This is a genomic window from Chelatococcus composti (assembly GCF_014201415.1).
Classification (GTDB): Bacteria; Pseudomonadota; Alphaproteobacteria; order Rhizobiales; family Beijerinckiaceae; genus Chelatococcus_A; species Chelatococcus_A composti.
This window is the reverse complement of the sequence record NZ_JACHEH010000004.1, coordinates 116,316-142,240: the sequence shown is the minus strand read 5'-3', so window position 1 is coordinate 142,240 and position 25,925 is coordinate 116,316. Positions and strand designations below refer to the sequence as shown.

The following is a 25,925-nucleotide window of genomic DNA, read 5'->3' as shown; positions in this document are numbered from 1 at the left end:
CGGGCGGCGTGCCGACAGCAGGGCGAGGGCGCCCCGGCGGGCGCCGCCTTACTGCTTGGCGACGGGCGGCTCGACCTTCGGCACCGCGACGACGTTCGGCGCGACGATGCGCACGCGGGTGCGCATGCCGTCCGGGCGGGTGACGTCCTGGGTCGGGCCCTCGTTCTGGTCCACCGTCGGAGCGGCCGTCTCGATGGCGCCGGCATCGATGCCCGAGGATTCGCTCGAGCCCGTGGGCAGGGTGCTTGCCGATTCGCCTGCCTCCTCCTCCGCCTCTGCAGCGGCGGGCTTCCTGGCCTCGGCGCGGCGCTGCGCCGGTTCCTCGCGCTTGGGACGCGACAACTCCTCAGCCTTCTCGGCCGTGACGATGAGGTCGCCCTTGCGGCCGCCGATCATCTGCTCGGCCCGCTGCAGCACCTGCGCCCAGGTCTCGTCCGGATTCTTGCAGCTGCAGGAGGGGTCGAACGTCCGCTTGTAGCGGCCGGCGTTGGGCAGCGCGGTATAGGGCTGGCCGTTCCAGCTCGCCGCCTGCTCGATGGCGCCGCCCTGCGGCATGAAGTAGAGGTCGGTCGCGGCGCCGGGGCACAGCGCCTGGCACATGCTGCGCGCACCCTCGCGGCCACCGGGGCTTGCCTCCAGCGGGAAGAAGTAGCCGTCACAGGTCCGCACGCAGACGGCGCGCGACCCGCCGAAGCGCTGGCTCTCCTCCGGCGGTACCTCAGTGATCTCGGGCATCGGCTCGTCGGGCAGCGGGCCGCCGCCGAACAGGCTTTCGAAGAAGCCGCGTGGACGCCCGCCCGGCTGGCACTCGCGGGCGATCAGATTCTGCAGGTGCCGGCGGCGCTGCTCCACGCCCGGCCCGCCGCCAAGACGTTCAGCCGTGGCGAGCAGCTGGTCGAGGTTGTTCTCCATCTGCCGGATGCGGGCGGCGAGGCCGTTGCACTCAGGGGGCGGCGCGTCGCCGAAGAACAGGAAGCGACCCCGGCTGCAGCCGAGCTGGTCGAAATAGGCACGGGTGCGGTCGAGCTCCTGCCGCTGGCGCCGCGCTGCGGTCTCATATTGGCGCGCGCGCGGATCCGGTCCCGCCTGCAGTGAGGCGAGCTCGGCCCGGTAGCGGTCGCAGGCGGGCGACTGCGCCAGCGCGGAGCCAGCGGCGACCACGAGGGCGACGGTCGCAAAGGCGATCTTCAGGGGGCGAGCAACCATCGATCCTTCCCGGGACGGCGGAACAGCGGACACGTGGCAAAAGTCCGCGGATTAGGACAACGAGACATCGACCAAAGTGTGTCGCCGCTCCCGCCCGGAGGCGAGAGGCGGCGGACACCCGTCAATGCCTTAGCTGAGCGGGCTTCACTGATCAATCGCCGGCGGCTCCTCGTGCAGGGCGGCGCACCGCTGCATGAGATGCTCGATGACGCGGCTGAAGGCGGCGAGATCCTCCTGCGGGACCCCGTCCGTCAGCCGTTCCGCGAAGCCGAGCGCGATGGGCACGATGGCGTCGTAGACCTCGAGGCCCTCGCGCGACAGCGAGACGAAGGCCTCGCGCCGGTCCTCCTCGTTGGAGCGCCGCTCGATGAGCCCGCGCTCGTCGAGTGCGCTGATGGCCCGCGACACCTTCGTCTTGTGCATGCGGCTATGGCGGCCGATGTCGCGCGCGGTCATCACCTCGTATTCGCCGAGAGTGGCGATGACGCGCCATTCGGGAATGCCGAGGCCGAAGGTCTCCGCATAGCTCTCAGCAAGCGCCTCGGCCACGAGCTGGGCCGCAACGTTGAGCTGGTAGGGCAGGAAGGTCGAGAGGGCGAGCTTCGCCCGCCTCGCGGGGGCGGCCGCCTGATCCGTCGCTATGGGTTTCATGTGCTGCAGATCGTTGCCTCTTAGCGGTGCCCCGTCGGTGGGCACCGCGCAGGTTACAGCGTCCGCCCGCTGCTTCTTTGCGTTGCCCGAAAGATCTAATGGATTTGATCGATACCCGAGATGGTGCCCCCTGCAAAGGTCGGCGGTGCGTCGAAGGCGAATGGCACTGACGCATGCACCCGGGAGGTGCTTTCCGGCCGGCTATATGGTGAGGGGGCGGCAAATCCGCAACTGCGATCAGGCCCGCCGTGCTAGAAGGCCTCTGCCGGCAAGGGCCGGCCGACTGGTGGGGAGAGGACATGCTGAGCCACGTCACGCTGGGAACGGCCGACATCGAGCGCGCCAAGCGCTTTTACGACATCGTGCTCGCGGTGCTCGGCATTTCATGCCAGTTCGACCATCGCGAGGAGGGCTGGGTCGGCTACGCAGCCGGGCCGGAAAGCCTGCCGCAGTTCTGGCTGGGCAGGCCCATCGACGGCCGCCCGGCGACAGTCGGCAACGGCGTCACGGTGGCTTTCGTCGCGCCATCGCGTGACAAGGTCGATGCCTTCTACCACGCGGCGCTGGCCGCCGGCGCCCGCGACGAGGGGGCACCCGGCCTCAGGCCGCACTATCATCCGGATTATTACGGGGCCTATATCCGCGACCTCGACGGCCACAAGATCTGCTGCGTCTGCCATTCGCCGGCCTGAGCCCGGATGGTCCTGAGCGTCGGCTTGGAGGGCAAGGCGGTCGGCGACTGCCGTGTGACGGCCGGCTGCGGGCCGGAGGGATGGTGGGGTGGCAGGAGGGTGAGGCCGGCGACCGCGACGACGCTGGCGGCGAGGCAGAGCGCCCATTCCGTCCGTGCAACACGCCGCGGCTTTGCAATCTGCATTCTTCCCCTCATGCGTGGCTCCCCGGTTGGTCGAATGCCATGCTGCCCCGCGCGCCCTCGGGGTGGGTAATGTGGATCGTGGTTAAAATCAAACAAAATCAATAATTTATAATTTTTCCGATGTGGTTGTGCCGACGTGGCGGCGAGGGCTGGTGCAGGCAGCCGGCGCTGCCCATATGATCCTGCAGCACTGCAGGAGGGCACGCATGGCGTTTCGTCGATTTCTCATGGCTGCCGCGGCCAGTGCGGCGGCGATCATCGTCGCGGCCGGTGCGCCGGCGCGCGCGGACGGTCCCGACCTCATCTTCAAGAAATCGACCGTGTGGAAGATGCTGACGCCGGACGACAAGCTCGCCGTCTACGGCATCGACGATCCGGTGGCGGAGGGCGTCGCCTGCCACTACACCCTGCCCGAGAGAGGCGGGGTCAAGGGCATGTTCGGCGTCGCGGAGGAGGTGTCGGACATCTCCCTGTCCTGCCGCCAGGTGGGGCCGATCACCTTCAAGAGCAAGTTCGAGCAGGGCGAGGTGGTCTTCAGTGAGCGCCGCTCGCTCGTCTTCAAGCGCATGCAGATCGTGCGCGGCTGCGACGTCAAGCGCAACGTGCTCGTCTATCTCGTCTATTCGGACAAGATCATCGAGGGCTCGCCCAAGAACTCCACCTCGAGCGTGCCGATCATGCCCTGGGGCGGCAGCGAGGCGCCGCGCTGTGCCGACTGGCTGAAGAGCTGAGGCCGGACGGTGTGGCCGTCCCGGCCCGTCGCGCTCAGGGCGCGACCGAGCAGGTGATGGAGATGGACGGCGAGCCGCGACGGCTCGCCACAGCCACGTGCTCCTTCAGGGAGCCGGTTGCTTCCCGACGGTCGACGAAGCCGAACTGCGTCGCCCGGGCATAGCCCTGGGCGGTGCACCACGCCTGCGCCACGCCCGCCGCGCAGTCGTCGGCGCTGGCCAGGCATTCCGCGACGCCATAGCCGTCGCTGGCGGGGATGATGAAGGTCGCCTCGTCCGCGGGCGAGGCCGTGACGGCTGCGGGCAGAATGAGGGTCAGCGCAACGAGGTGGACGGCAAGACCGGTCAGGAGGAGTGCGCGGCGCATGGGAAGCGTGTCTGTTGTCGACGATAAGTTGGGACGAGGCCCGAAGGCACTCTCCATAACGATGCTGAAGAAACCCTGAAAGTTCCGCGAGCGAGGTGCGCCATCGCACATGGGAAGGCACGAATGACGCATTCGCGGCGAGGTCTCTTGACGGATTCTCGCCAAAAAGGCAAACATCCCCACCATGACGGCCACCGCGATCATTCGCCCGATTATTATTTGCAGCTAGCGTTTCCGCTGGCTGGAGCCGTCCTGTTCTCTCGCAAAGATCGGGTTGCCCCTCCGGCCGGCGGCTAGGGGATAACTCATGTCTGAACCGATCTTGCGGCTCTACAACACGCTGACGCGCACCGAGGACGACTTCCGCCCCATCGATCCGGCGAACGTGCGCATGTATGTGTGCGGGCCGACGGTCTACGACTACGCCCACATCGGCAACGCCCGGCCCGTCATCGTCTTCGATGTGCTGTTTCGCCTGCTGCGGCACATCTATGGGGAGAAGCACGTCACCTACGTCCGCAACATCACGGACGTGGACGACAAGATCAACGCCCGCGCCGCCCGCGACTATCCCGACCTGCCACTCAACGAAGCCATCACCAGGGTCACGGAGAAGACGGAGGCGCAGTTCCACGCCGACATTGCTGCCCTTGGCGTCCTTCCGCCCACGGCCGAGCCGCGCGCCACGGCCCATATTGACGAGATGAAGGCCATCATCGAGCGGCTCGTCGCCCGCGGCGTCGCCTATGTGGCCGAGGACCACGTGCTCTTCTCCCCAAGCGCCATGGACGCGCGCGGCAAGGCGCCCAAATACGGCTCTCTCGCCCGCCGCTCGCTCGACGAGATGCTGGCCGGTGCGCGCGTCGACGTCGCACCCTACAAGCGCGACCCGATGGACTTCGTGCTGTGGAAGCCCTCGAAGGAGGGGGAGCCGGGCTGGCCGAGCCCCTGCGGCATCGCCGTCCTCGGCCGGCCGGGCTGGCACATCGAGTGCTCGGCCATGGCCATGGCCAAGCTTCTCGAGCCGTTCGGCGGCGGCCTTTCCTGCGATGATCCGGCCAGAAACGTCTTCGACATCCACGGCGGTGGCATCGACCTCGTCTTCCCGCACCACGAGAACGAGATCGCCCAGAGCTGCTGCGCCCTCGACACCGCCCGCATGGCCAACTTCTGGCTGCACAACGGTTTCCTCATGGTCGAAGGCGAGAAGATGTCGAAGTCGCTCGGCAACTTCGTCACCATCCATGAGTTGCTCGCCACCGACCGGTTCGGTGGCCGCTCCTGGCCCGGCGACGTGCTGCGCCTCGCCATGCTGCGCACGCACTACCGCCAGCCCATCGACTGGACGGTGAAGGCGCTGGAGGAGGCGGAAAAGACGCTGCGCGGCTGGGCGAATGTCCTGGAGGCGTACCAGACCTCACTTGTCGAGGCGTGTGCCGCTGGGTCCGATGTCATTGCGGCGCTGTGTGACGATCTCAACACCCCCAAGGCCATCGCCGGCCTGCACGGCCTCGCGGGCGAGGCGCGCAAGGGCAACGTCGAGGCGGCCCGTGCCCTGCACGGCTCGCTCACGCTGCTCGGCTTCGACGTGGCGGCCCTCTTGGCGTCCCATGGCGAGGCGGCGGTGCGCGCGGCTGCCGCGCCGCTCGCCGTCACGCCCGAAATCAAGGCCCTCATGGACGCGCGCCTGGCGGCGAGGAAGGCGAGGAACTGGGCGGAGTCCGATCGCCTGCGTGACGAGCTCGCGAAGCTCGGTTTCGCCGCCAAGGACGGCAAGGACCCGGTGACGGGTGAGCCCGTGACCGAGTGGGAGGTCGTGCGATGAATGCCCAGGCCATGCCGGCGCCCGCGCTCCGGCCGTTCCTGCCGGCGGACGTGCCTGAACTCGCCATGATCTTCCGCGCCAGCGTCGAGGAGCTGACGGGAGAGGACTACAGCGAGGCCCAGCAGGAGGCCTGGATGGCCGTGGCGGATGACGAGGCGACGTTCGGTGCCCGGCTTGCGGGCATGCTGACCATCGTCGCCACCATCGGCGGCATGCCGGTGGGCTTCGCCGCGCTCAAGGGCGCCGATCACATCGACATGCTCTACGTGCACCCGGACTTCGCGCGCCGCGGCATCGGCTCCGCCCTCTGCGACGCGCTGGAGAAGCTGGCCGGCGCCCGCCAGGCGAGGCGCCTGACAACGGACGCGAGCGACACTGCGCTGCCCTTCTTCGAGCAGCGCGGCTATCTCCCGCAGCACCGCAACACAGTCATGCTGGGCGAGGAATGGCTCGGCAGCACCCGCATGGAAAAGACCCTGCCGGCTGCAGGGGAAGGACAAGTCTCATGACAACGCGCGAGCGCGTCTATCTCTACGACACCACCCTGCGCGACGGCGCGCAGACCACGGGCGTGGATTTCTCGCTGGAGGACAAGCGCCTTATCGCCGGCATGCTCGACAGGCTGGGCGTGGACTATGTGGAGGGCGGCTATCCTGGCGCCAATCCGCTCGACACGGAGTTCTTCAAGACAAGGCGCACCGAGCGTGCGAAGTTCGCCGCCTTCGGCATGACGAAGCGGGCTGGCCGTTCTGTCTCCAACGATCCCGGCGTCGCAGCGCTGCTCGAGGCCGAGGCCGACGTCATCTGCTTCGTCGCCAAGTCCTGGGACTATCAGGTCACGGTGGCGCTGGAGACGACGCTGGAGGAGAACCTGGCCAGTATCCGCGAGAGTGTTTCGGCTGCGAAGGCGGCAGGACGCGAGGTCATTCTCGACTGCGAGCACTTCTTCGACGGCTACAAGGCCAACCGCGACTATGCCATCGCCTGCGCAAAGACCGCCTTCGAGGCCGGCGCGCGCTGGGTCGTGCTGTGCGATACCAACGGCGGCACCTTGCCGGAGGAGGTCGCCGCCATCGTCACCGACGTGGCACGCCACGTCCCCGGCGACCATCTCGGCATCCATGCCCACGATGACACGGGCTGCGCCGTCGCCAATTCGCTCGCCGCGATCCGTGCCGGTGTGCGCCATGTGCAGGGCACGCTCAACGGCCTCGGCGAACGCTGCGGCAACGCCAATCTCGTCAGCCTCATTCCCACGCTGAAGCTCAAGGAAGGCTTCGCCGACCGCTTCGAGATCGGCGTCGACGACGACGCGCTCGCCGGCATCACCAAGCTGTCGCGCGCGCTCGACGAGATCCTCAACCGCGCACCCAACCGCCACGCGCCCTATGTCGGCGCGAGCGCCTTCGCTACCAAGGCGGGCATCCACGCTTCCGCCGTCCTCAAGGATCCGCGCACCTACGAGCACGTGGAGCCGGAGCGCGTCGGCAACGTGCGCCAGGTGCTGGTCTCGGATCAGGCCGGCCGCTCCAACCTGCTCGCGGGGCTCGAGCGCGTCGGGCTCAAGGTGGACCGCAACGACCCGCGCATCTCCCGCCTGCTCGCTGCGGTGAAGGAGAAGGAGGCCCAGGGCTACGCCTATGAGGGGGCGGACGCTTCCTTCTTCCTGCTGGCCAAGCGCGTGCTGGGCGAGGTGCCGGAGTTCTTCACGGTCGAGCGCTTCAGCGTGAACGTGGAGCGGCGCTACAACGCCGTCGGCGAGCTCGTCACCGTGGCCGAGGCCATCGTCAAGGTGAGGGTGGGGGAGGAGGTTCTCATCTCTGCCGCCGAGGGCAACGGGCCCGTCAACGCCCTCGATCTTGCCCTGCGCAAGGATCTCGGCGAGTACCAGCGTTTCATCGAGGGGCTCCAGCTCCTCGATTACAAGGTGCGCATCTTCCAGGGCGGCTCGGACGCGGTGACGCGCGTGCTCATCGAATCGGGTGACGAAACCGGCGAGCGGTGGTGCACCGTCGGCGTCTCGGCCAACATCATCGACGCGTCGTTCCAGGCGTTGACGGATTCGATCGTCTACAAGCTCGTCCGCAGCGGCGCGGGCAGGGGGTGAGAGGCTGCTGCGATGCCTGCGCCCGCCGCGGGCATCGCCACCTCCGCATGCCGGCATGAAATGCCGATCCGCATGACCTGGCCGCCCCCGGTCACGACGGCGCGGATATCAGAACCGCTCGCCGAGTGGCATCTTGGCTTCCCGCTCCTCGTCGCTGACGCGGGCGGCGGCCTTCTCGAGCATTGGCACCACGTCGCCCGCCTTCTCGGCGACGAGGTAGGAGATCTCGAAGCCGGGGCGGATGAAGCCCTCATTGCGCATGTGCGCGAAAAGCTGTAGCAGCGGGCGCCAGAAGTCCTGCGTGTTGAGCAGGAGGATCGGCTTCTTGTGCTGGCCGAGCTGGGCCCAGGTGAGCTGCTCGACGAGCTCCTCCAGGGTGCCGATGCCGCCTGGCATGGCGACGAAGGCATCGGCGCGCTCGTACATCATGCGCTTTCGCGTATGCATGTCGGGCACGACGATGGTTTCCTGCGCCTCCGTCAGCATCACCTCGCGCTTCTTGAGGAATTCCGGGATGATGCCGGTCACGTGTCCGCCCGCGTCCAGCACCGCGCGCGCGATGGTGCCCATGAGGCCGACGTTGCCGCCGCCGTAGACGAGGCGGATGCCCTTCTCAGCCATGGCGGTGCCGAGTGTTTTTGCCGCAGCCTCGTGGGCTGGCTCGTCTCCGGACGCCGAGCCGCAATAGACGCAGATGGATCGAATCTTGCTCATGCCTAGGGGTTTGCGCGTCCCGGAGCCGCCGGTCAAGTCACGAAGCGTGCTGTGGCCCGGAACGGCACAGGCAAGATTGGTGTGGCATGGACTGCCGTCAAAGAGCGTAAATGTGCCGCTGGCTCAAAAGGATATGGCGAGGCGGCGGCAACGCCGCTAGCTTGGGCGGACGGAAAATCGGGGGTAGTCGCATATGGTCCTGTCCCGCAACTCGCAAGTTGCCATTGCGGTCGCAGGGGTAATCGCCCTTGGGCTCATCATCTATTTTTTCGGCATTCCGCAAGAGGCGGGGCAGCAGGCCGGGCGCGAGCAGCCCGTGGCGGCCGGCAGCCCGCCGGCCCGGGACGTGCCGTCCGCCCCCGCGACGACGCCTGCGCCGTCGGACGACAAGCCGTCCGCCGGCGATTCCGGCAAGGTTGAGGCAGGAGCCTCGCCAGCAGGTGCCTCGGAGGCCGGGACGACACAGCCCGCGAACGGACAGACCGGGGCCGGGCAGAAGGAAAGCGGCCAGGCCGCGGACGCGGCGGCGGAGGAGGATGAAGCCGGCGGGGCCCAGCAGCAGGCGGTAGCCGAGGCGGCCGCGCCGCAAGGCATCGTCCCGTCCTTCGACATCATTCGCGTGGAGCCGAACGGCGACGCCGTCATCGCCGGCCGCGCGGCGCCCAACGGCAAGGTCGAGCTGCTGCGCAACGGCGAGCCCTTCGCCGAGGCCACGACCGATGCGGCAGGCCAGTTCGCCATGACGCCGCCGCCCCTGCCGCCGGGTACCTACGAGCTGACCCTGCGCCTGACCGACGCCGAGGGGCGCACGCACCATTCCGGGCAGGCGGTTACGGTGGTCGTCGCGGAGGACGGCAGGCAGCAGCCCATGGTGGCGCTCGCCACGCCCAATGCGCCGACGCAGGTGCTGTCGCGCCCGCAGACGGACGTGGCGCAGGCTTCGTCCGGCACCGGACAGGATGCGCAGCCCGGCGCAGCTGACAGCGCGCAGCCGCCCGCCGCCGGCGGCGCCGACGTCCCGGCAGCCGGAACGTCCGCTGCGGCGGATGCGCCCGCGGCGACGGAGCAACAGAACGAGCGTGCCCGCGTCGCCATCGATGCGGTCGATGTCGAGGGGCAGGGCAGGTTCTTCGTCTCCGGCCGCGGCGCGCCCGGTGCGACCGTGAGGCTCTATCTCAACGAGAGCTATCTCGCCGCCGGCACAGTGCCAGACGACGGGCGCCTGTCCTTCTCCGTGGAGCGCGGCGTGGCACCCGGCGACTACCGCGTGCGCCTGGACGACATCGACCCGGCCACCGGAGCCGTGCTGTCGCGCGCGGAGGTGCCCTTCACCATGCCGGCAGCGGAAGCGGGGGGGGGCGCCGCCACCGCATCACCCGCCGCGCCGGCCTCACCGGATGTCGCAGGCGGAGCCGCGGGGCAGGGGCAGACCACTCCGGCCGAAGGCGCGCCTCCGTCGGGCGGCGAGGGCGTGGTGGTGGTGCCCGAGGTGCGCACCACCGTCGTCTCGCGCGGCGACAGCCTGTGGCGGATCAGCCGGCGCATCTATGGCCACGGCATCCGCTACACTGTCATTTACGACGCCAACCAGGACCAGATCCGCAACCCGGACCTGATCTATCCCGGCCAGGTTTTCGTGCTGCCCAACGACGAAAAGCGCCAGTGAGCGGCGGCGCGGCGCTTTCGGCAAGCGCCGCGCCTGCACACGCCCGGCATGGCCGGGGTGCACAAACGGTCGGACGCGCCTATATCAGGGGCACCTTCTGTCCTGGAATTATTCCGAATGGCTGACCAAGCAACCGGCCCGGCCGCCCAGGCAGCGGCAGCGCAGGGGCCTGCCGCAGCGCCGCAGAGGCCGGGCATCGCCGGCACCATGGTGCGCCTGTGGCCCTACCTGTGGCCGCACGATCGGGCGGACCTGCGCCTGCGCATCTACATCGCCTTCGCCCTGCTCCTGGCGGCGAAGATCGTCACCGTCCTCATGCCCTACAGCTTCAAGTGGGCGACGGACGCGCTGACGGGCGAGCTCGGCGGCGCCGGCGTGCAGGTGACTGCCCCGCTGTGGGGCGGGGCGGTGGCGCTTACGGTGCTCTACGGCCTGATGCGCATGCTCATGGCCGGACTCACGCAGCTGCGGGACGGCATCTTCGCCTCCGTGGCCATGAACGCGGTGCGGCGCCTGGCTCTCAAGACCTTCGAGCACATGCACCGCCTCTCCCTGCGCTTCCACCTGGAGCGCAAGACCGGCGGGCTGACGCGCGTGCTCGAGCGCGGGCGCTCCGGCATCGAGGAGCTGGTGCGCCTGGCAGTGCTGCAGCTCGTGCCCACGATCATCGAGTTTGCGCTGGTGCTCGCCATCCTCTGGCTGCAGTTCGACTGGCGCTACGCTGCCGTCGTCTTCGCCATGGTGGTCGTCTACCTCGCCTTCACCTACCAGGCGACGGAGTGGCGCATCGGCATCCGCCGGCGCATGAACGAATCCGACACCGACGCCAACACCAAGGCCGTCGATTCCCTGCTCAACTACGAGACGGTGAAGTATTTCTGCGCCGAGGAGCGCGAGATCCGTCGCTACGACCGCTCCGTCGAGCGATACGAGCGGGCCAGCATCGAGACCTATACCTCGCTCGCCATCCTCAACGCCGGCCAGGCCATCATCTTTACGCTGGGGCTGACGGCGGCGATGGTGATGGCGGTGTTCGACGTGCGGGCCGGCCACACCACGGTCGGCGGTTTCGTCATGATCAACGCCATGCTGATCCAGCTCTACATCCCGCTCAACTTCATGGGGATGCTGTATCGCGAGATCAAGCAGGCGCTCATCGACATCGACGACATGTTCTCCATCCTCGCCCGCCATCCGGAGGTGAGCGACAAGCCGGGTGCCAAGCCGCTTGTCGTCACCGAGGGGACGGTGCGCTTCGAGAACGTGCGCTTCTCCTACGTGCCGGAGCGCGAGATCCTCAAGGGCATCACCTTCGAGGTGCCGGCAGGGCGCACGGTCGCCATCGTCGGCCCTTCGGGCGCCGGCAAGTCGACCATCTCGCGCCTGCTGTTCCGCTTCTACGAGCCGAGCAGCGGCCGCATCCTCATCGACGGGCAGGACATCGCCGACGTGCAGCAGGCGAGCCTGCGCGAGAAGATCGGCATGGTCCCGCAGGACACTGTCCTGTTCAACGACACCATCGGCTACAACATCCGCTACGGACGCTGGGAGGCCAGCGAGGAGGAGGTGGCCGAGGCTGCACGCCTCGCGCAGATCGACACCTTCATCCGCTCCCTGCCGGAAGGCTACGACACGCCGGTCGGCGAGCGCGGCCTCAAGCTCTCGGGCGGCGAGAAGCAGAGGGTGGCGATTGCCCGCACCATCCTCAAGGGCCCGCCCATCCTGGTGCTGGACGAGGCGACCTCTGCCCTCGACAGCTTCACGGAAAAGGAGATCCAGGACGCGCTGGACCGCGTGTCGCGCGGGCGAACCACGCTGGTCATTGCCCACCGTCTCTCCACCGTCGTCGGCGCGGACGAGATCATTGTGCTCGACAAGGGCGTCATCGCCGAGCGCGGCACGCACGAGGAGTTGCTGGCCGCTGGCGGCATCTACGCCGCCATGTGGAATCGCCAGCGCGAGGCTGACGAGGCGCGCGAAAAGCTCAAGCGTGCCGCGGAGGAGGAGGGCGAAAGCCTGCGGATGAGCCTGACGGCGGGTTGACGGGCGGGGCAATGCCTGCCATCCCACTGCGCCACGCAGATCCTGGCGGGGCGCGGGTTGCGAGTGGCAGCGCCGCCGTGACGGTGCGGTTTCAATGACGGAACCGGCTCCACTGCCGGCTGACGGTTTCCGCCAAGGGACGGCGTTGGGGTCCCGGCGGCACAGTGCCGATGCGAGAGCAAGAGATGTCCATCTACGAATCGATTCGCAAGACGCTGACGCCGATCCACAAGGAAGGGTATCCCTTCATCGCCATTGCGGCGGTGGCTACGCTCGTCCTCGGGCACCTGTGGGCGCCCTTCGGCTGGATCGGCCTCATCATCACCCTTTGGATCTGCTACTTCTTCCGCGATCCCGAGCGCGTGACGCCGACGCGCGAGGGCCTCGTCATCGCCCCCGCCGACGGGCGCATCAGTGGCATTGCCACCGTGGTGCCGCCGCCGGAGCTTGCGCTGAGCGACGAGCCGCACACGCGCATCTCCATCTTCATGAACGTCTTCGACTGCCACGTGAACCGCGCGCCGGTTCCGGGGCGGATTGCGCGCATCGTCTACACGCCGGGCCTGTTCATCAACGCCGAGCTCGACAAGGCCAGCGAGAACAACGAGCGCAACGGCCTCGTCATCGAGTCCGGCCCCTATCGCATCGGCGTGGTGCAGATCGCCGGCCTGATCGCCCGGCGCATTGTCAGCTTCGTGCACGAGGGTGACACGCTCGCTGCGGGCGAGCGCTTCGGCCTCATCCGCTTCGGCTCGCGCGTGGACGTCTACCTGCCGGCCGGCATCCAGCCTCTCGTCGGGCTCGGCCAGCTCACGGTCGCCGGCGAGACGGTGCTCGCCGATCTCAAGTCGCAGGAAGGGCCGCGCGCCTTCCGCAGCTCCTGACGTTGTACCGGCGGTGCCTTTGCCCGAGAATGATCCGCGATGACTGACCTTTTCCCGCCCTTCGCGCCGGATCCGGAGGAAGCGCGCCGCCGGCGCTTCACGCCCATTCCGCTGCGGGTGCTGGTGCCCAATGTCATCACCCTGCTTGCGCTCTGCCTCGGGCTCACCGCCGTCCGCCTCGCCATCGAGGAGCGGCTCGAGCCGGCGCTGATCGCCATCGTCATCGCCGCCATCCTCGACGGCATCGACGGGCGCGTGGCGCGCCTGCTCAAGGGCACCTCGCGCTTCGGCGCCGAGCTCGACTCGCTGTCGGACTTCGTGAACTTCGGCGTCGCGCCGGCGCTGATCCTCTACAGCTTCGTGCTGCACGAGCTGAAGTCGATCGGCTGGATCGCGGCGCTTGTCTTTGCCATCGCTGCCGCGCTGCGCCTCGCGCGCTTCAACGTCATGATCGACGACCCGCACCGGCCAGAGTGGCAGAAGAACTACTTCGTCGGCATGGCCGCGCCGGCGGGCGCCATCTGCGCCCTCCTGCCGATCTACCTCTACATGCTCGGCCTGCCGGTCGACAGCATCGCGGCCCCTTTCGTCGCCGCCTATCTCGTCGGCATCGCCTTCCTGATGGTGAGCCGCATTCCGACCTATGCCGGCAAGACGCTGGGCAGCCGCATCCCGCGCGAGAAGGTGCTGCCGCTGTTTGCGGTCATCGTGCTCTTCGCGGCGCTGCTTGTCAGCTTCACCTTCCAGGTTCTGGCCGTCGGCGTCATCGTCTATCTCGCCCTCATTCCGCTCGGCGTCGCGCGTTACCGGCGCAGGGCGCGCGAGGAAGCGGCCCGCGCCCGGGCAGAGGAGGCTGCCGCTGCCCCTGAGGCAGGGGCCGGCGAGGCGAAGGGGGCCGGGCCGGCGGGTGTGTGAAATCTCACCAACGGCCCAGTTCACAAGACTTCGGCTTTCGATTACGTTCCGCGCCGTTTCGTTGTCAGAGCTGGTCGGAGCATGTCGAAAGAAGAGCTGCTCGAGTTTCCTGGGGTCGTTACCGAACTGCTTCCCAACGCGATGTTTCGTGTGAAGCTTGAGAACGATCACGAGATCATCGCCCACACGGCGGGCAAGATGCGCAAGAACCGCATTCGCGTCCTCGCCGGTGACCGCGTCCTCGTCGAGATGACGCCCTATGATCTGACCAAGGGGCGCATCACATACCGCTTCAAGTGAGGCAGCAGCGGCACCTGCGGCGGGCCCCACGCTCGAAGTGGAGAAAGGTTTGTCCTTGAAGCCCAACCCCGCCGGAAGCTGGCGTCCCAGGCTCATACTGGCATCGGCCTCGCCGCGCCGGCTTGCCCTGCTGCAACAGGCGGGGCTCGAGCCCGACGCTGTCCTGCCGGCAGATATCGACGAGACGCCCCGGCGGGGCGAGAAGCCGCGCGACTATGCACGCCGCCTCGCGCGTGAGAAGGCGGAAACGGCACTTGCCGTGGCGCGCGGACGCGAGGAGCTGGCCGAGGCCTTCCTCATCTCCGCCGATACGGTGGTTGCTGTCGGCCGGCGCATCCTGCCCAAGGCCGAGGTCGTGGACGAGGCGGCACAGTGCCTGCGCCTGCTGTCCGGCCGTGTGCACCGCGTCTACACGGGTGTTTGCGTCGTCACCCCCTCGGGCAAGTTCCGCGAGCGGGTGGTGGAGACGCGCGTGCGCTTCAAGAACCTGTCGCGCGACGAGCTAGAGAGCTATCTCGCCTCCGGCGAATGGCGCGGCAAGGCCGGCGGCTACGCCATCCAGGGCCTCGCCGGCTGTTTCGTCGTCAAGCTCGTCGGCTCCTATACGGCGGTGGTGGGCTTGCCGCTGCACGAGACGGTCGCCATCTTGGATGGCGAAGGCTACCCTGTGCGCCTCAGCTGGCTCAACGCCGTGTGACAAGCATCCGGCCCGAGCATAAGGCCATGTCCCAGGGAGTTCGGACCATCAAGGATCGCGATACCAAGCCAGCCAACGACGCGCCGAAGACCCCGGCCTGCCCGATCTGCGGCAAGCCGCGCGTCGAACGCTGGCGCCCCTTCTGCTCCTCGCGCTGCGCGGACATCGACCTCAACCGTTGGCTGAGCGGTTCATACGTCATCCCCGCCGTGGAGGACGATGACCTGCCGGACGACGGCAGCACGGGCGGGGAGGGCCGCCGCAGCAGCGACGAGGACTGAGCCGCCGGGACAGCCTTCCGCCCGCCTGTGGATGAGCCAACACCCACTGGACAGGCGCGGCGGCTCTCTCTATAAGCGCTTCGTCCGCAGCGGCGCCGAACGGCGCTGCGAGCGTGAGCCCAGATAGCTCAGTTGGTAGAGCATGCGACTGAAAATCGCAGTGTCGCTGGTTCGATTCCAGCTCTGGGCACCACTCCTCCCCTGAAGATCAGCAGATCGAGACGTTTCAATCCGCAGCCACCGCGGTCACGGGCCAGGTATGCCTCCATACGCGCGCACGAGGCGTTCCATCTCAGCCGCGCGCGGATCTGCCTCGGCAGCGAGGCCGGCGGTGACACCGATGCGGTCGGCGAGGGGGCGGTTCTGGCTCACCTTCCACTTGCCCTCGATGGTCTCGATCGTCATTTCGATGCCGATGATGCCCTTGAGCTGCGCTTCCACGAAATCCTCCGGCGCGTCAGTCACGGCCCAGGGTTCGCTGCGGCTGCTCTCGTGCTCGGCGGTCAGTGCCGTGATCTGGCGGCGCAGCCATTCCCGGTCCTCGACGACGCGCACCGGACCGCGCACCTGCACGATGGCATAGTTCCACGTGGGTACGACCTTGCCTGTCTCCTTCTTCGTCTCGTACCAGGATGGCGTGATGTAGGTGTCGACGCCCTGGAAGACGACGAGGGCCGGCTGGCCGGCGGCAAGGGCCTGCCACTGCCGGTTGGCGCGGGCGAGGTGTGCCCTCAGCACGCCCTTGGGCGCCGCCGCCGCGTCGAGCAGGAACGGCACCGGATTGGCGAGCAGCCCGTCCTCGCCCGAGGAGATCAGCAGGCCAAGCGGATGGGCGCGGATCAGCGCATGCTGAATCTCGAGCCTCTCCTCCCGGAAATGCGGGGGCTGATACATTCGCGTTCCTCCGTCGGCGTCGCTCGCACAGGCTTTTGCCGTCTTCTAGCGCCTTTTCGCGGCGCTGCCACACGCCCGAGGCAGGAAAGGGGAGGCGGTGCGGGCGGCTCTGACCGTGTCGCCACGGAGGCGAACGCTCTCCCCACGATTTCGCTGCCTAATTCTGCGTCATCGGCATGGGCGCTTTTGGCATTTGCGTATAGATTGCCGGCCCATGACACAGAACGATACCGTGAGGAACGCCACGCCGGGGGCGTGGGCGAAGGAGTGGCGCGCGACCCTGGCGCTCGCCTGGCCCCTCGTGCTCACCAACCTCGCCCAGACGGCCATGGGCACGACGGACGTGATCATGCTCGGCTGGCTGGGCCCCGAGGCGCTCGCCGCCGCCGCGCTCGGCTTCAACCTCTATTTCGCGGTGCTCATCTTCGCGATCGGCGTCGTCACGGCAACTGCGCCGATGATCGCGCACGACGTGGGTCGCCGCTCCTATGACGTGCGCCAGGTGCGCCGCACCGTCCGGCAGGGACTGTGGGTGTCCGGTGTCATCGCAGTGCCGACCTGGCTGCTGCTCTGGCAGGGAGAGACCATTCTTCTCGCCATGGGGCAGAAGCCGGAGCTCGCGCAAGCTGCCGCCACTTATCTGCACGCCCTGCAATGGGCACTGCTGCCGTTCTGCGGTTATGTCGTGCTGCGCTCGTTCCTGTCGGCGCTGCAGCGGCCGATGTGGGCGCTCACGGTCAGCATCGCCGCCAATCTGTTCAATGTGCTCGCCAACTGGTGCCTCATCTTCGGCAACCTTGGCTTCCCGGCGCTCGGCCTCACCGGCGCAGGCGTGGCGACCACGGCCTCGAGCCTCTTTCTCTTCGGCGGCCTCGCCGTTGCCATCCAGCTCGACAGGAGGCTGAAGCGCTACGCGCTTTTCGGCCGCTTCTGGCGGCCGGACTGGTCGCGCTTCGTGCAGATCTGGCGCATCGGCCTGCCGATCGGCGCCACCTTCGCCTTCGAGACCACCATCTTCAATGCGGCCGTGTTTCTCATGGGGCTCATCGGCACGGCCTCGCTCGCCGCCCATTCCATCGCCATCCAGATCGCCTCGCTCACCTTCATGGTGCCGCTCGGCATCGGGCAGGCGGCGACCGTCCGTGTCGGCCGCGCCTTCGGCGCGCAGGACAGGACGGGTGTGGCCGTCGCGGGCTGGACGGGCTTCGTCATGGCCATCGCCTTCATGGCAACGATGGCCTTCTTCATGCTGTTGACGCCGCGCCTGCTCGTGAGCGCCTTCCTCGACGTCGACGCGCCTGCGAATGCGGAGGTCGTCGCGCTCGCGGTGACATTCCTCGCCTTTGCCGGCCTGTTCCAGGTCTTCGACGGGGCGCAGGCCGTCGGCTCCGGCATGCTGCGCGGCCTCAATGACACGCGCGTGCCGATGATCTACGCGGCCATCGGCTACTGGGGCGTCGGGCTGCCGCTGGGGACGGCGCTCGCCTTCCGCGCCGGCCTTGGCGGGGCAGGGATCTGGATCGGCCTTGCCTCGGGTCTCGCCGTCGTCGCCGTGCTCATGCTGGTGCGCTGGGCGCGGCGGGAGCGGCTGGGACTTGTCGATTTCGGCGCCGATCGGAGGGAGCCGCTGGCTGAGTGCGTGCCGGGCAGCGCATGACAAAAGCGGCCGGACAAGCCGGCCGCGCGGCAACGTTAAGGAGAGTGAGGCAAGGAACGGCGCCTCGTCACTCCGCCAGTTCCCAGGTGATGCGCACCTGCGCGCGCAGCGTCTGCTCGCCAGCCTCGACGGGCACGGCCTTCGCCTCGGCGAAATCCATGGACCGCGCCATCATCATCGGCCTGGGCGGTGTCTGCATGGTCGCCTCGCTGATCTCGACGAGGCGGCCAAGCTTGGCGCCCGCGGCCTGCACGTAGAGCTCGGCCTTGCGCTTGGCGTCCTCAATGGCGGCGGTGCGCGCCTTGTCGAGCAGGGCAGCGGGCTCGGCGACATCGAAGGAGAGGCCGCCCATCTGGTTGGCGCCGGTGGTGATGGCAGCGTCGAGCACCGTGCCGAGCTTGGCGAGTTCTCGCACGCGCACGATCACATGGTTGCGCACCTCATAGCCGTCGATGCGCGGCGGCTGGCTCGAACCGTCCTTGGGCTCCGGATAGACGTAGCGCGGCTGTACGGAGAAGCCGTCCGTCATGATGTCCTTGGCGGCGATGCCGGCCTTCTTGAAGGCTTCGATAACGCGGGCCATGGCCTCGGTGTTGGCGTCGAGCGCCTCGCGTGCGGTCGAGGCCGAGGTGACGACGCCCGACGTGAGCGTCGCCATGTTGGGGACCGCGTTGACGGTGCCTTCGCCGACGATGGTGATGCGTCCGGGCGCCCGTTCCGCTGCTGTCTCGGCGGCGAGAGCCGAGGTGGCCGCGGTCGCGGCAAGGGCGGCGGCGAGGACGGTACGACGAAGATTGATCATGTTCCGTGGATTCCTGCAATCAATCGGCGCAGCTGCTTCACCATGCAACTGTGACGGAGATGAGACCGTGGCCGGGGTGCGGGCGCCCTTTCCTCTGCCAGCCCGACGGCCCGGGTTGCGGGAGGCAGGCGGCACAATAGAATGGTGCCGGGGAGAGAGCCATGCAATCGGCCATCGGGGTCGTGGTCTATCAATCGCAGCATCTCGTAGACGGGCTGCTCGTGGAGCTGAGCCGGCGCCTTCGGCGGCGCGATCTGCGCCTCGCCGGTCTCGTGCAGCATAACGAGGACGATGCCTGCACCATCTGCGGGGACATGGCGCTCGAGGATCTCGCCACCGGCCAGCGCATCCTCATCAGCGAGCAGCGTGGCCCGGGCGCCGGTGGCTGCCGGCTCGATCCGCAGGGCCTTGCGATGTCGGCGGGCCTCGCAGCCGCGTCCATCGGCGCGGACGATGTCGACCTCGTCATCCTCAACAAGTTCGGCAAAGCCGAGGCCGAAGGCGGCGGCCTGCGGGACGAGTTTGCCCTCGCGGTCGGCCGCGGCCTGCCGACGCTCACTGCCGTGGGCGAGGCGCTGCTGCCCGCCTGGCGCGCCTTCGCCGGCGACGCCTGGCAGCGGCTCGAGCCGACGCTCGGGGCCCTCGAGGCGTGGTGCGTCGCGCAGGTGGCCGGGCGGGCCGGAGCCGGCGAAAAGGTGTCGTCGTGAACGGACCGTCGGGCAGCGTGGCGCGGCCGCCGGGCGCGGAAGAGGAGGATCTCGCCTTCCTCTCCGAGTATCTGGTGCGGCCCGACCCGTTCGACCCGCGCCTCAGCGTCGCGGTCCGTGGCATCGACCACACGGGTGCGCCGGTCGAGACCCGCGTCGTCACGGAGCGGGCGCTGACGCTTTTCCTCAATTCGCAGGAGATCGTCACGATGATGACGATCGGCGACCATCCGGAGCATCTCGCCGTCGGCTACCTGCTCAACCAGAACATGCTCAAGCCGGACGATGTCGTTACGGCCGTGGACTACGACGCCGAGCTAGACGTCGTCGTGGTGCGCACCGAGCGCAAGACTGATTACGAGGACAAGCTGCGCAAGCGCACCCTGACCTCCGGCTGCGCGCAGGGCACTGCCTTCGGCGACCTGATGGACGTGATCGAGGAGGCGCGCCTGCCGCATGCGGAGCTGCGCACATCCTGGCTCTATGCGCTCACCCACAAGATCAACCGCACGCCCTCGCTCTATCTGGAGGCGGGGGCCATCCATGGCTGCGTGCTGTGCCAGCGCGACAGGCCGCTCGTCTACATGGAGGATGTCGGCCGCCACAACGCGGTGGACAAGGTGGCAGGCTACATGCACCGGCACGGCATCGATCCGGCGGACAAGATCTTCTACACGACCGGGCGTCTCACCTCCGAGATGGTCATCAAGACCGTGCGCATGGGTATTCCCGTGCTCGTCTCGCGCTCCGGCTTCACCGCCTGGGGCGTCGAGCTCGCCCGCAAGGCGGGGCTGACGCTCATAGGTCGCGCGCGTGGCAAGCGCTTCATCGCTCTTTGCGGTGCTGAGCGCATCGTCTTCGACCAGGATCTCGCCTACGTGGCCGAGGAATCGGCGCGGCACCGGCGCAAGGGCGCCGAGGACGAGGAAAAGGGAGGCAAGGGAGGAGCGGATGGGTGAGGCCTGGCCACCGACCATCGGCGCGCTGCTCGCCGGGGGGCTTGCCCGGCGCATGGGCGGCGGAGACAAGCCGCTGCGACTCGTCGGCGGCCGGCCCATCCTCGACCATGTCGTCGAGCGCATGGCGCCCCAGTGTGCCGGCCTCGTCATCAACGCGAACGGTGATCCGGCGCGCTTCGCATCCTACGGACTGCCCGTCGTGCCCGACGACGTGCCCGGTTTCGCCGGCCCGCTGGCCGGGGTCCTTGCGGTGCTCGACCACGTGGCGCGCCGGCGCCAGGCAGAATGGATCGTTACGGTCGCCGCCGACACGCCCTTCCTGCCGCCCGATCTCGTGGCGCGCCTGCATGCCGCGCGCGAGGAGGAGGGGGCGATGCTCGCCTGCGCAGCCTCGGGCGGCCGCACCCATCCGGTTATCGGCCTGTGGCCTGTGAGCATCCGCGAAGATCTGCGCCGCGCGCTGGTCGGTGAGGGCGAGCGCAAGATCGACCGCTTTACCGCCCGCTTCCCCCTTGCGGTGGCCGAGTGGCCGGCGGAGCCCTTCGACGTCTTCTTCAACGCCAACACGCCTGCGGACATCGAGGTGGCGGAGTCGATCCTCGCTCACGCGCGCCTGAGTTGACGGAACGCGCTTGCGCACGCACCCTCTGCGCGGGCAACGCGGGTGGAAGACCCGCAGAATCGGGGGAGGAAGTGATGCGCGCGTTCATCCTAGCGGTGGTCGTCGCAATCGTCGTCGCGGCAGGCGCCGGCTTCGTGCTGTCCGACCTGCAGAAGCCGGTGGACGTGGCCTTCACAACGAGCGGCGTGCGCCTCGGCGACATTCCCTGAGCCGCGGCCCGTCAGGCCTTGCGGATTGTGAAGAGGAGGGTGTCGTCGCGCTTGTCCTGGGCCTCCAGCACGTCGCCGGTCTCGCGCACGAGGTTGGGTATGTCGATGGCCGCCATCGGATCGGTGCATTCGACGAGGAGGAGCGCGCCCGCCTCTAGCTCACGCAGGGCCTTGCGGGTGCGCAGGGCGGGCAGGGGGCACTTGAGGCCACGCAGGTCGAGCGTTCGCCCGGCGGGCGTATCGCTGGTCTCGTCACGCATTCGGAGGCTTCCCTTCGATGATTCGGCCGGATCATGCACCGCGTCGCGCCGCCCGGGCAATGCTGGGCCTTGTCGCGCTCATCTCCATATGGACGCCTGCTGACAGCTCCTCGGCGCAGGAGCTGCGCGGCCACGGCGGGCCGGTGCGGGCGGTCGCCGTCGACCCGGGCGGCGAGGTGGCGCTGACCGGCAGCTTCGACACCTCGGCCATCCGCTGGCGGCTGGCCGACGGCGTGGCGGAGGCGGTGCTGCGCACCCACGAGGGATCGGTCAATGCGGCTGTGGCGCTCGGCGAGGGACGCTTCGCCACGGCCGGCGAGGACGGCCGCATCGCCATCTGGCCTGCGACCGGCCGCACGCCGCAGCGGGTGATCGCGGCCCACGAGGCACCGGTCGCCGCGCTCGCGGCGGGCTCCGACGGCACCTTCGCCTCGGCGGCCTGGGATGGCACCGCGGCGCTCTGGTCGGCGCAGGGCGAGGAGTTGCGGCGCCTGCGAGGCCACCAGGGCAACGTCAACGGCGTCGCCTTCACGCCCTCGGGCGGGCTCGTCACCGCCGGCTACGACGCCACGCTGCGCCTGTGGCCGCCAGATCCGGCGCAGCCGCCTCGGGTCGTCACCCTGCCGACGCCGCTCAACGGCGTCGTCGTCGCGCCCGACGGCGAAATCGTCGTGGCGGGGGCGGACGGAAAGCTCCATTTCGTCTCGGCGGCGGGCGCGGTGCTTGCCGAGTGCGAGGTGGGCCAGACGCCCCTTATCGCGCTCGCCCTGTCGCCGGACGGCACGCGCGTTGCCGCCGGCGGCATCCGCGGCAACGTCGCCATCGTCGAGCGGCGGACGCGCCGGACGATCGCGACCCTCGTCGGGCCGGGGCTGCCGGTGTGGTCACTTGCCTTCTCCCCCGACGGGGCCGAGATCCTTTCGGGCGGTGGCGACCGCGTGGTGCGCCGCTGGAACGCACGCACGGGCGAGCATATCGGTGCCGTCGTCCCGCAGGCGGGGGAGGATCCGCTCGCGGCCTTCTCCGGCGAGCGTGGCGCCGAGGTCTTCCGCGCCTGTGCCGCCTGCCACACGCTGACGCCGGACGGCGGCAACCGCGCCGGCCCGACGCTCTACGGCATCTTCGGCCGCCGCATCGCCTCGGTACCCGGCTACGACTATTCGCCGGCGCTCCGGGCGATGGACCTCGTCTGGACGGGAGAGACCATCGCCCGCCTCTTCGAGGTCGGCCCCAACGCCTATCTGCCCGGCACCAAGATGCCGGAGCAGCGGGTGACGAACGAGGCCGACAGGCAGGCGCTGGTCGACTTCCTGAAGAAGGCCACCGCACCGCGGTGACCGCGGCCCGCGGCCGCTGTCATCCGGAAAGGTGCGCCCGGCGCATGGCTCCGCGCCGGGGCAGGCGTCTCCGGCGGGTTCCCTGCAGCCTTCCGGCTCCCCATCTTGCCAGAACGACGGCCCGATGGGGGTGACACCATGGTTCCGCTTTCCATTCTCGACCTTGTCCGCATCACACAGGAGACGGACGCGCGCGGCGCGCTGAACAACGCCCGCGACCTGGCGCGCCATGCGGAGGGCCTCGGATACCGCCGCATCTGGGTTGCCGAGCATCACAACATGCCGGGTATCGCGAGCGCGGCGACCTCCATCGTCATCGCCCACATCGCTGCCGGCACGAGTACCATCCGCGTCGGCGCGGGGGGTATCATGCTGCCCAACCATTCGCCGCTCGTCATAGCGGAGCAGTTCGGCACGCTCGAGGCGCTGTTCCCCGGCCGCATCGACCTCGGCCTCGGCCGGGCTCCCGGCACCGACCAGCGCACCCTGCGCGCCCTGCGCCGCTCACCCGCGAGCGCGGACACCTTCCCGCAGGATGTCGTCGAGCTTCAGGCGCTTCTCGGCCCGCCGGTGCCGGGCCAGGCGGTCGTGGCGGTGCCGGGGGCGGGCTCGAACGTGCCGATCTGGATCCTCGGTTCCAGCCTGTTCGGCGCGATGCTCGCCGCCGAACTGGGCCTGCCCTATGCCTTCGCCTCGCATTTCGCACCCGACATGCTGCTGCCGGCGCTGGAGACCTATCGCTCCCGCTTCAAGCCCTCGGCCCAGCTCGAACGGCCCTACGCCATGGTGGGCGTCAACATCATCGCCGCGCCGACCGACGCGGAGGCGCGCCGCCTCGCCACCACGCAGCAGATGTCATTCACCAACATCTTCCGCGGTGCGCGCGGCGTGAGCCGCCCGCCCATTGACGACATCGAGACCTACTGGACGCCGACGGAGAAGGAGCAGGTCATGCGCATGCTGGCCCGCTCCATCGTCGGCTCGCCCGAAACGGTGCGCGATGGCATCGCCGCCCTCGTCGCCGAGACCGCGGCCGACGAGCTGATCGTCGTCTCCGACGTCTACGACCATGCCCTGCGGCTGCGGTCGTTCGAGCTCATCGCCGCCGCGGCGCAGGACGTGCGCTGAGCCCCTTCAGCTTCCCTTTTTGTCCCGCTCGCGCAGGTAATCCTCGGTGGTGCGCGGCGCCGGCCTGGCCGGCGCGCCATGCGGATCGAAGCTCTCGTTGACCACGGCTTCGACGCGGCAGTCCTCGCACATCTTGATGACTGCGATGCGCTGGGCATGTTCGCCCGAGAACATCCAGTGCCGCCCCTCGAGCCGGACTACGATCCGCTCGATGGTGGAGCGGGTGCCGAAGGGCTTGCCGCAGGCGATGCAGTGGAAGGGTTCCTCCTCCTTCTTCGTCACCGGCGGGGCGGCCCAGGCGGCGAAGTCGATGCGCGGCTCGAGCGTGATGACCTTCTCCGGGCAGGTGGCGGCGCACAGCCCGCACTGCACGCAGCGGTCCTCAGCGAAGGTCAGCATCGGCTTGTCGGGGTTGTCGCCCAGTGCGCCGGAGGGGCAGGCGGAGACACAGGCGAGGCACAGCGTGCATCCCTCGGCATCGACATGGACTGTGCCGAAGGGCGCGCGCTCGGGCAGCGGCAGGGCATCGACGGCGAGCGGCGCGACGTTGCGCAGCTCCTTGAGCGTCATGACGGTGAGTTCGCGCCCGCGGCCGAGGGGCAGGAACCTCGCAGCCTGCCGCCGCAGCGCGGCCGCCGGCACCGGCACGCCGGCGAGCGCGGCCGCGAGCTGGTCGGGATCGTCCGTCTCGATCGTCGCCACTGAGCCCTCGCCGAAGCCGAGGGGCACCGCGATGGCGTCCATGTAAGCGAGATTGCGCAGCAGCGCAGTCATATCGTGCTTGGGGCGCGCGCGTGTCAGCACGCGGATCGCCGCCGCGCCGTAGGCGAGGGCGGCGGCGAAGGCATCGAGCCCGAGCTGCGTCACCTCGTTGACCGCAACGGGCAGCACGTGAGCCGGCAGGCCGGCTCCGTGGCGGGCGAGGGCATCAATCAGCGCAGAACCGTGCGCCTCGTCGTGAAAGAGCACCACCGCCCGCTCGCCGCCGGCCTCGGAATAGGTGTGCAGCAGGGAGCGCAGCCGCGCCATCAGGGCGTCGCTCGCAGGCAGGGCATAGGTCGCGGCGCCGGTCGGGCAAACGGCGGCGCAGGCTCCGCAGCCGGCGCAGATCTCGGCCGATATGGCCACATGGTCCCCGTCCGGCGTGATGGCGCCGGTGGGGCAGAGGTCGAGGCAGCGGGTGCAGCCCGTCTTCTTCGAGCGCGAATGGGCGCACAGCGCCGCCTCGTAGGTGACGTAACGGGGCTTGTCGAACTCGCCCACGAGCTGCGAGGCCTCGAAGGCGAGGCGCGCTACGGCCGCCGGGTCGCCCGGGTCGGCGCGCAGGTAGCCGACGCGCAGCTCCCCGGCCGGGAACAGCGGCACGCCGCCGCTGACATCGACGACGATGTCGCAGCGCGACACGGCGCCGTCCCGCGGCGCGCCGAAGACGAGCCTGTCGCGAGAAGAAGGGGCCGGATGCGCGAAGTCGTTGACCGTCAGCTCGAAGGCGCCGAGCCAGCCGGTGGCGCGGGCGATGGTGCCCTTGAGAACGGGAAAGTCCGTGCGGCGCGGCGGTGCCACCTCGCCCGGACGCGTCAGCAGCACGGTGACGTCGAGCACGTCCTTCAGGCGTTCGGCAAGCGCGATGGCCGTCTCGTCACGGCCGTAGATGAGGGTGATTCCCTCGCTCTTCAGCGACACCAGCGGCGCTTCCGACGGCGCCGCCACGGCTGCCGCGATCAGCGCCGCCATCTTGGGGCCCGCCGCATCCGCCTCGGCCGACCAGCCGGCCGTCTCGCGCAGGTTGACAAAGGTGATGTCGGACAGTGCGTTCTCGCCTGCCGCTTCCTCGAAGAGCGGCGCCTCCTGCGTGCAGCCGACGACGAGCGCCGCCTCCGGGCCGAGAGCGGCCTGGAACCGCTCCAGCTCGCGCCGGCACAACTGGTCGGCAAAGCGCAGGTCATGGCCCGGGCAGGCACGTGTCAGCAGCGTCTCGTCGAGTGGCATCGTGCCTTCGCAGGAGCAGACGAAGGCGACGGGCCGCGTCTCGACGACAGCGTTGCCTGCGACGGGGCGCTTGCCGCGACCGGGACCTTCAGCCATG

The 25,925-nt window shown here is 69.0% G+C and carries 27 protein-coding genes and 1 tRNA gene; 20 read left to right on the top strand and 8 right to left on the bottom strand.

Translation table 11 applies throughout. The features are described 5' to 3' along the window. Positions 1 to 48 precede the first annotated feature (48 nt). Both HNQ73_RS09390 and HNQ73_RS09385 read right to left on the bottom strand, forming a co-directional pair. Positions 49 to 1,206 carry a DUF2865 domain-containing protein gene (locus HNQ73_RS09390; protein WP_183334585.1) on the bottom strand — a complete coding sequence of 386 codons (1,158 nt, stop codon included), beginning with the start codon at positions 1,204 to 1,206 and terminating at the stop codon, positions 49 to 51. 144 nt (positions 1,207 to 1,350) lie between these two features. Beyond that, on the bottom strand, positions 1,351 to 1,857 hold the full coding sequence (locus HNQ73_RS09385; protein ID WP_183334583.1) for a MarR family winged helix-turn-helix transcriptional regulator: 507 nt from the start codon (positions 1,855 to 1,857) through the stop codon (positions 1,351 to 1,353). Between the two features lie 299 nt (positions 1,858 to 2,156). Between HNQ73_RS09385 and HNQ73_RS09380 the strand changes: the two genes are divergently transcribed. Together HNQ73_RS09380 and HNQ73_RS09375 are read left to right on the top strand one after the other, a co-directional pair. Continuing rightward, positions 2,157 to 2,549 carry a VOC family protein gene (locus HNQ73_RS09380; RefSeq protein ID WP_183334581.1) on the top strand — a complete coding sequence of 131 codons (393 nt, stop codon included), beginning with the start codon at positions 2,157 to 2,159 and terminating at the stop codon, positions 2,547 to 2,549. A gap of 391 nt (positions 2,550 to 2,940) precedes the next feature. Beyond that, positions 2,941 to 3,465 carry a CreA family protein gene (locus HNQ73_RS09375; RefSeq protein ID WP_183334580.1) on the top strand — a complete coding sequence of 175 codons (525 nt, stop codon included), beginning with the start codon at positions 2,941 to 2,943 and terminating at the stop codon, positions 3,463 to 3,465. Positions 3,466 to 3,499: 34 nt separating this feature from the next. On the opposite strand, the gene HNQ73_RS09370 is transcribed toward HNQ73_RS09375, so the two are convergent. Then, the gene (locus HNQ73_RS09370; protein ID WP_183334579.1) at positions 3,500 to 3,832 is read right to left on the bottom strand and encodes a hypothetical protein; all 333 of its coding nucleotides are present in this window, start codon (positions 3,830 to 3,832) and stop codon (positions 3,500 to 3,502) included. A gap of 307 nt (positions 3,833 to 4,139) precedes the next feature. Here HNQ73_RS09370 and cysS point away from each other — a divergent pair, with 307 nt between their 5' ends. From cysS to cimA, 3 genes are read left to right on the top strand one after another with little or no spacing between them, the layout of a single operon-like run. Next, the gene (gene cysS / locus HNQ73_RS09365) at positions 4,140 to 5,657 is read left to right on the top strand and encodes a cysteine--tRNA ligase (RefSeq protein WP_183334577.1); all 1,518 of its coding nucleotides are present in this window, start codon (positions 4,140 to 4,142) and stop codon (positions 5,655 to 5,657) included. Next, positions 5,654 to 6,166, top strand: coding sequence for a GNAT family N-acetyltransferase (locus tag HNQ73_RS09360; RefSeq protein ID WP_183334575.1), 513 nt, complete (start codon positions 5,654 to 5,656; stop codon positions 6,164 to 6,166). Before cysS ends, HNQ73_RS09360 begins: the two co-directional genes overlap by 4 nt. Then, positions 6,163 to 7,764: a citramalate synthase gene (gene cimA, locus HNQ73_RS09355; protein WP_183334573.1), complete on the top strand. Its 1,602-nt coding sequence runs from the start codon at positions 6,163 to 6,165 to the stop codon at positions 7,762 to 7,764. The genes HNQ73_RS09360 and cimA overlap by 4 nt, the downstream gene beginning before the upstream one ends. Positions 7,765 to 7,872: 108 nt before the next feature. Here cimA and HNQ73_RS09350 read toward each other — a convergent pair whose 3' ends face one another. After that, positions 7,873 to 8,478, bottom strand: a complete 606-nt coding sequence (locus HNQ73_RS09350) for an LOG family protein (protein WP_183334571.1) — start codon at positions 8,476 to 8,478, stop codon at positions 7,873 to 7,875. A 193-nt stretch (positions 8,479 to 8,671) separates the two neighbouring features. On the opposite strand from HNQ73_RS09350, the gene HNQ73_RS09345 reads away from it, so the two are divergent. The 8 genes from HNQ73_RS09345 to HNQ73_RS09310 all read left to right on the top strand — a co-directional run bounded on the left by HNQ73_RS09345 (position 8,672) and on the right by HNQ73_RS09310 (position 15,457). Continuing rightward, positions 8,672 to 10,144: a LysM peptidoglycan-binding domain-containing protein gene (locus tag HNQ73_RS09345; protein ID WP_183334569.1), complete on the top strand. Its 1,473-nt coding sequence runs from the start codon at positions 8,672 to 8,674 to the stop codon at positions 10,142 to 10,144. Between the two features lie 117 nt (positions 10,145 to 10,261). Then, the gene (locus HNQ73_RS09340; RefSeq protein WP_276513674.1) at positions 10,262 to 12,187 is read left to right on the top strand and encodes an ABCB family ABC transporter ATP-binding protein/permease; all 1,926 of its coding nucleotides are present in this window, start codon (positions 10,262 to 10,264) and stop codon (positions 12,185 to 12,187) included. Between the two features lie 170 nt (positions 12,188 to 12,357). Further along, complete coding sequence (locus tag HNQ73_RS09335; RefSeq protein WP_276513673.1) at positions 12,358 to 13,071, top strand: phosphatidylserine decarboxylase; 714 nt, start codon at positions 12,358 to 12,360, stop codon at positions 13,069 to 13,071. Positions 13,072 to 13,110: 39 nt separating this feature from the next. Beyond that, positions 13,111 to 13,986 carry a CDP-diacylglycerol--serine O-phosphatidyltransferase gene (gene pssA, locus HNQ73_RS09330; RefSeq protein ID WP_183334565.1) on the top strand — a complete coding sequence of 292 codons (876 nt, stop codon included), beginning with the start codon at positions 13,111 to 13,113 and terminating at the stop codon, positions 13,984 to 13,986. 81 nt (positions 13,987 to 14,067) lie between these two features. Further along, positions 14,068 to 14,286: a translation initiation factor IF-1 gene (gene infA / locus HNQ73_RS09325; protein WP_026014757.1), complete on the top strand. Its 219-nt coding sequence runs from the start codon at positions 14,068 to 14,070 to the stop codon at positions 14,284 to 14,286. A gap of 55 nt (positions 14,287 to 14,341) precedes the next feature. Then, positions 14,342 to 14,983, top strand: a complete 642-nt coding sequence (locus HNQ73_RS09320) for a Maf-like protein (RefSeq protein WP_183334949.1) — start codon at positions 14,342 to 14,344, stop codon at positions 14,981 to 14,983. 26 nt (positions 14,984 to 15,009) lie between these two features. Next, positions 15,010 to 15,264: a DNA gyrase inhibitor YacG gene (gene yacG / locus HNQ73_RS09315; RefSeq protein ID WP_183334562.1), complete on the top strand. Its 255-nt coding sequence runs from the start codon at positions 15,010 to 15,012 to the stop codon at positions 15,262 to 15,264. A gap of 117 nt (positions 15,265 to 15,381) precedes the next feature. After that, a tRNA-Phe gene (locus HNQ73_RS09310) sits at positions 15,382 to 15,457 on the top strand. 53 nt (positions 15,458 to 15,510) lie between these two features. On the opposite strand, the gene HNQ73_RS09305 is transcribed toward HNQ73_RS09310, so the two are convergent. Continuing rightward, the gene (locus tag HNQ73_RS09305) at positions 15,511 to 16,158 is read right to left on the bottom strand and encodes an FMN-binding negative transcriptional regulator (protein ID WP_183334560.1); all 648 of its coding nucleotides are present in this window, start codon (positions 16,156 to 16,158) and stop codon (positions 15,511 to 15,513) included. 214 nt (positions 16,159 to 16,372) lie between these two features. Here HNQ73_RS09305 and HNQ73_RS09300 point away from each other — a divergent pair, with 214 nt between their 5' ends. Then, complete coding sequence (locus HNQ73_RS09300; RefSeq protein ID WP_183334558.1) at positions 16,373 to 17,815, top strand: MATE family efflux transporter; 1,443 nt, start codon at positions 16,373 to 16,375, stop codon at positions 17,813 to 17,815. A 67-nt stretch (positions 17,816 to 17,882) separates the two neighbouring features. On the opposite strand, the gene HNQ73_RS09295 is transcribed toward HNQ73_RS09300, so the two are convergent. Further along, positions 17,883 to 18,617, bottom strand: coding sequence for an SIMPL domain-containing protein (locus HNQ73_RS09295; protein ID WP_183334556.1), 735 nt, complete (start codon positions 18,615 to 18,617; stop codon positions 17,883 to 17,885). A 161-nt stretch (positions 18,618 to 18,778) separates the two neighbouring features. Between HNQ73_RS09295 and HNQ73_RS09290 the strand changes: the two genes are divergently transcribed. From HNQ73_RS09290 to HNQ73_RS18085, 4 genes are all read left to right on the top strand, one after another. Then, positions 18,779 to 19,324 carry a DUF2478 domain-containing protein gene (locus HNQ73_RS09290; protein WP_183334554.1) on the top strand — a complete coding sequence of 182 codons (546 nt, stop codon included), beginning with the start codon at positions 18,779 to 18,781 and terminating at the stop codon, positions 19,322 to 19,324. Positions 19,325 to 19,395: 71 nt separating this feature from the next. Further along, positions 19,396 to 20,283, top strand: a complete 888-nt coding sequence (locus HNQ73_RS09285; protein ID WP_210305114.1) for a formate dehydrogenase accessory sulfurtransferase FdhD — start codon at positions 19,396 to 19,398, stop codon at positions 20,281 to 20,283. Further along, positions 20,276 to 20,905 (top strand): molybdenum cofactor guanylyltransferase MobA, encoded by a 630-nt coding sequence (gene mobA, locus HNQ73_RS09280; RefSeq protein WP_183334552.1) that lies wholly within the window; start codon positions 20,276 to 20,278, stop codon positions 20,903 to 20,905. Before HNQ73_RS09285 ends, mobA begins: the two co-directional genes overlap by 8 nt. Positions 20,906 to 20,979: 74 nt before the next feature. Beyond that, positions 20,980 to 21,114, top strand: a complete 135-nt coding sequence (locus HNQ73_RS18085; RefSeq protein ID WP_276513672.1) for a hypothetical protein — start codon at positions 20,980 to 20,982, stop codon at positions 21,112 to 21,114. Between the two features lie 11 nt (positions 21,115 to 21,125). Here HNQ73_RS18085 and HNQ73_RS09275 read toward each other — a convergent pair whose 3' ends face one another. Then, complete coding sequence (locus tag HNQ73_RS09275) at positions 21,126 to 21,374, bottom strand: sulfurtransferase TusA family protein (protein WP_183334550.1); 249 nt, start codon at positions 21,372 to 21,374, stop codon at positions 21,126 to 21,128. A gap of 17 nt (positions 21,375 to 21,391) precedes the next feature. On the opposite strand from HNQ73_RS09275, the gene HNQ73_RS09270 reads away from it, so the two are divergent. Next, complete coding sequence (locus HNQ73_RS09270; RefSeq protein WP_244650052.1) at positions 21,392 to 22,711, top strand: c-type cytochrome; 1,320 nt, start codon at positions 21,392 to 21,394, stop codon at positions 22,709 to 22,711. A gap of 138 nt (positions 22,712 to 22,849) precedes the next feature. Next, positions 22,850 to 23,839, top strand: coding sequence for an LLM class flavin-dependent oxidoreductase (locus tag HNQ73_RS09265; protein ID WP_183334548.1), 990 nt, complete (start codon positions 22,850 to 22,852; stop codon positions 23,837 to 23,839). Positions 23,840 to 23,845: 6 nt separating this feature from the next. Here HNQ73_RS09265 and HNQ73_RS09260 read toward each other — a convergent pair whose 3' ends face one another. Next, positions 23,846 to 25,924 carry a 4Fe-4S dicluster domain-containing protein gene (locus HNQ73_RS09260; protein WP_183334546.1) on the bottom strand — a complete coding sequence of 693 codons (2,079 nt, stop codon included), beginning with the start codon at positions 25,922 to 25,924 and terminating at the stop codon, positions 23,846 to 23,848. Position 25,925: the final 1 nt, after the last annotated feature.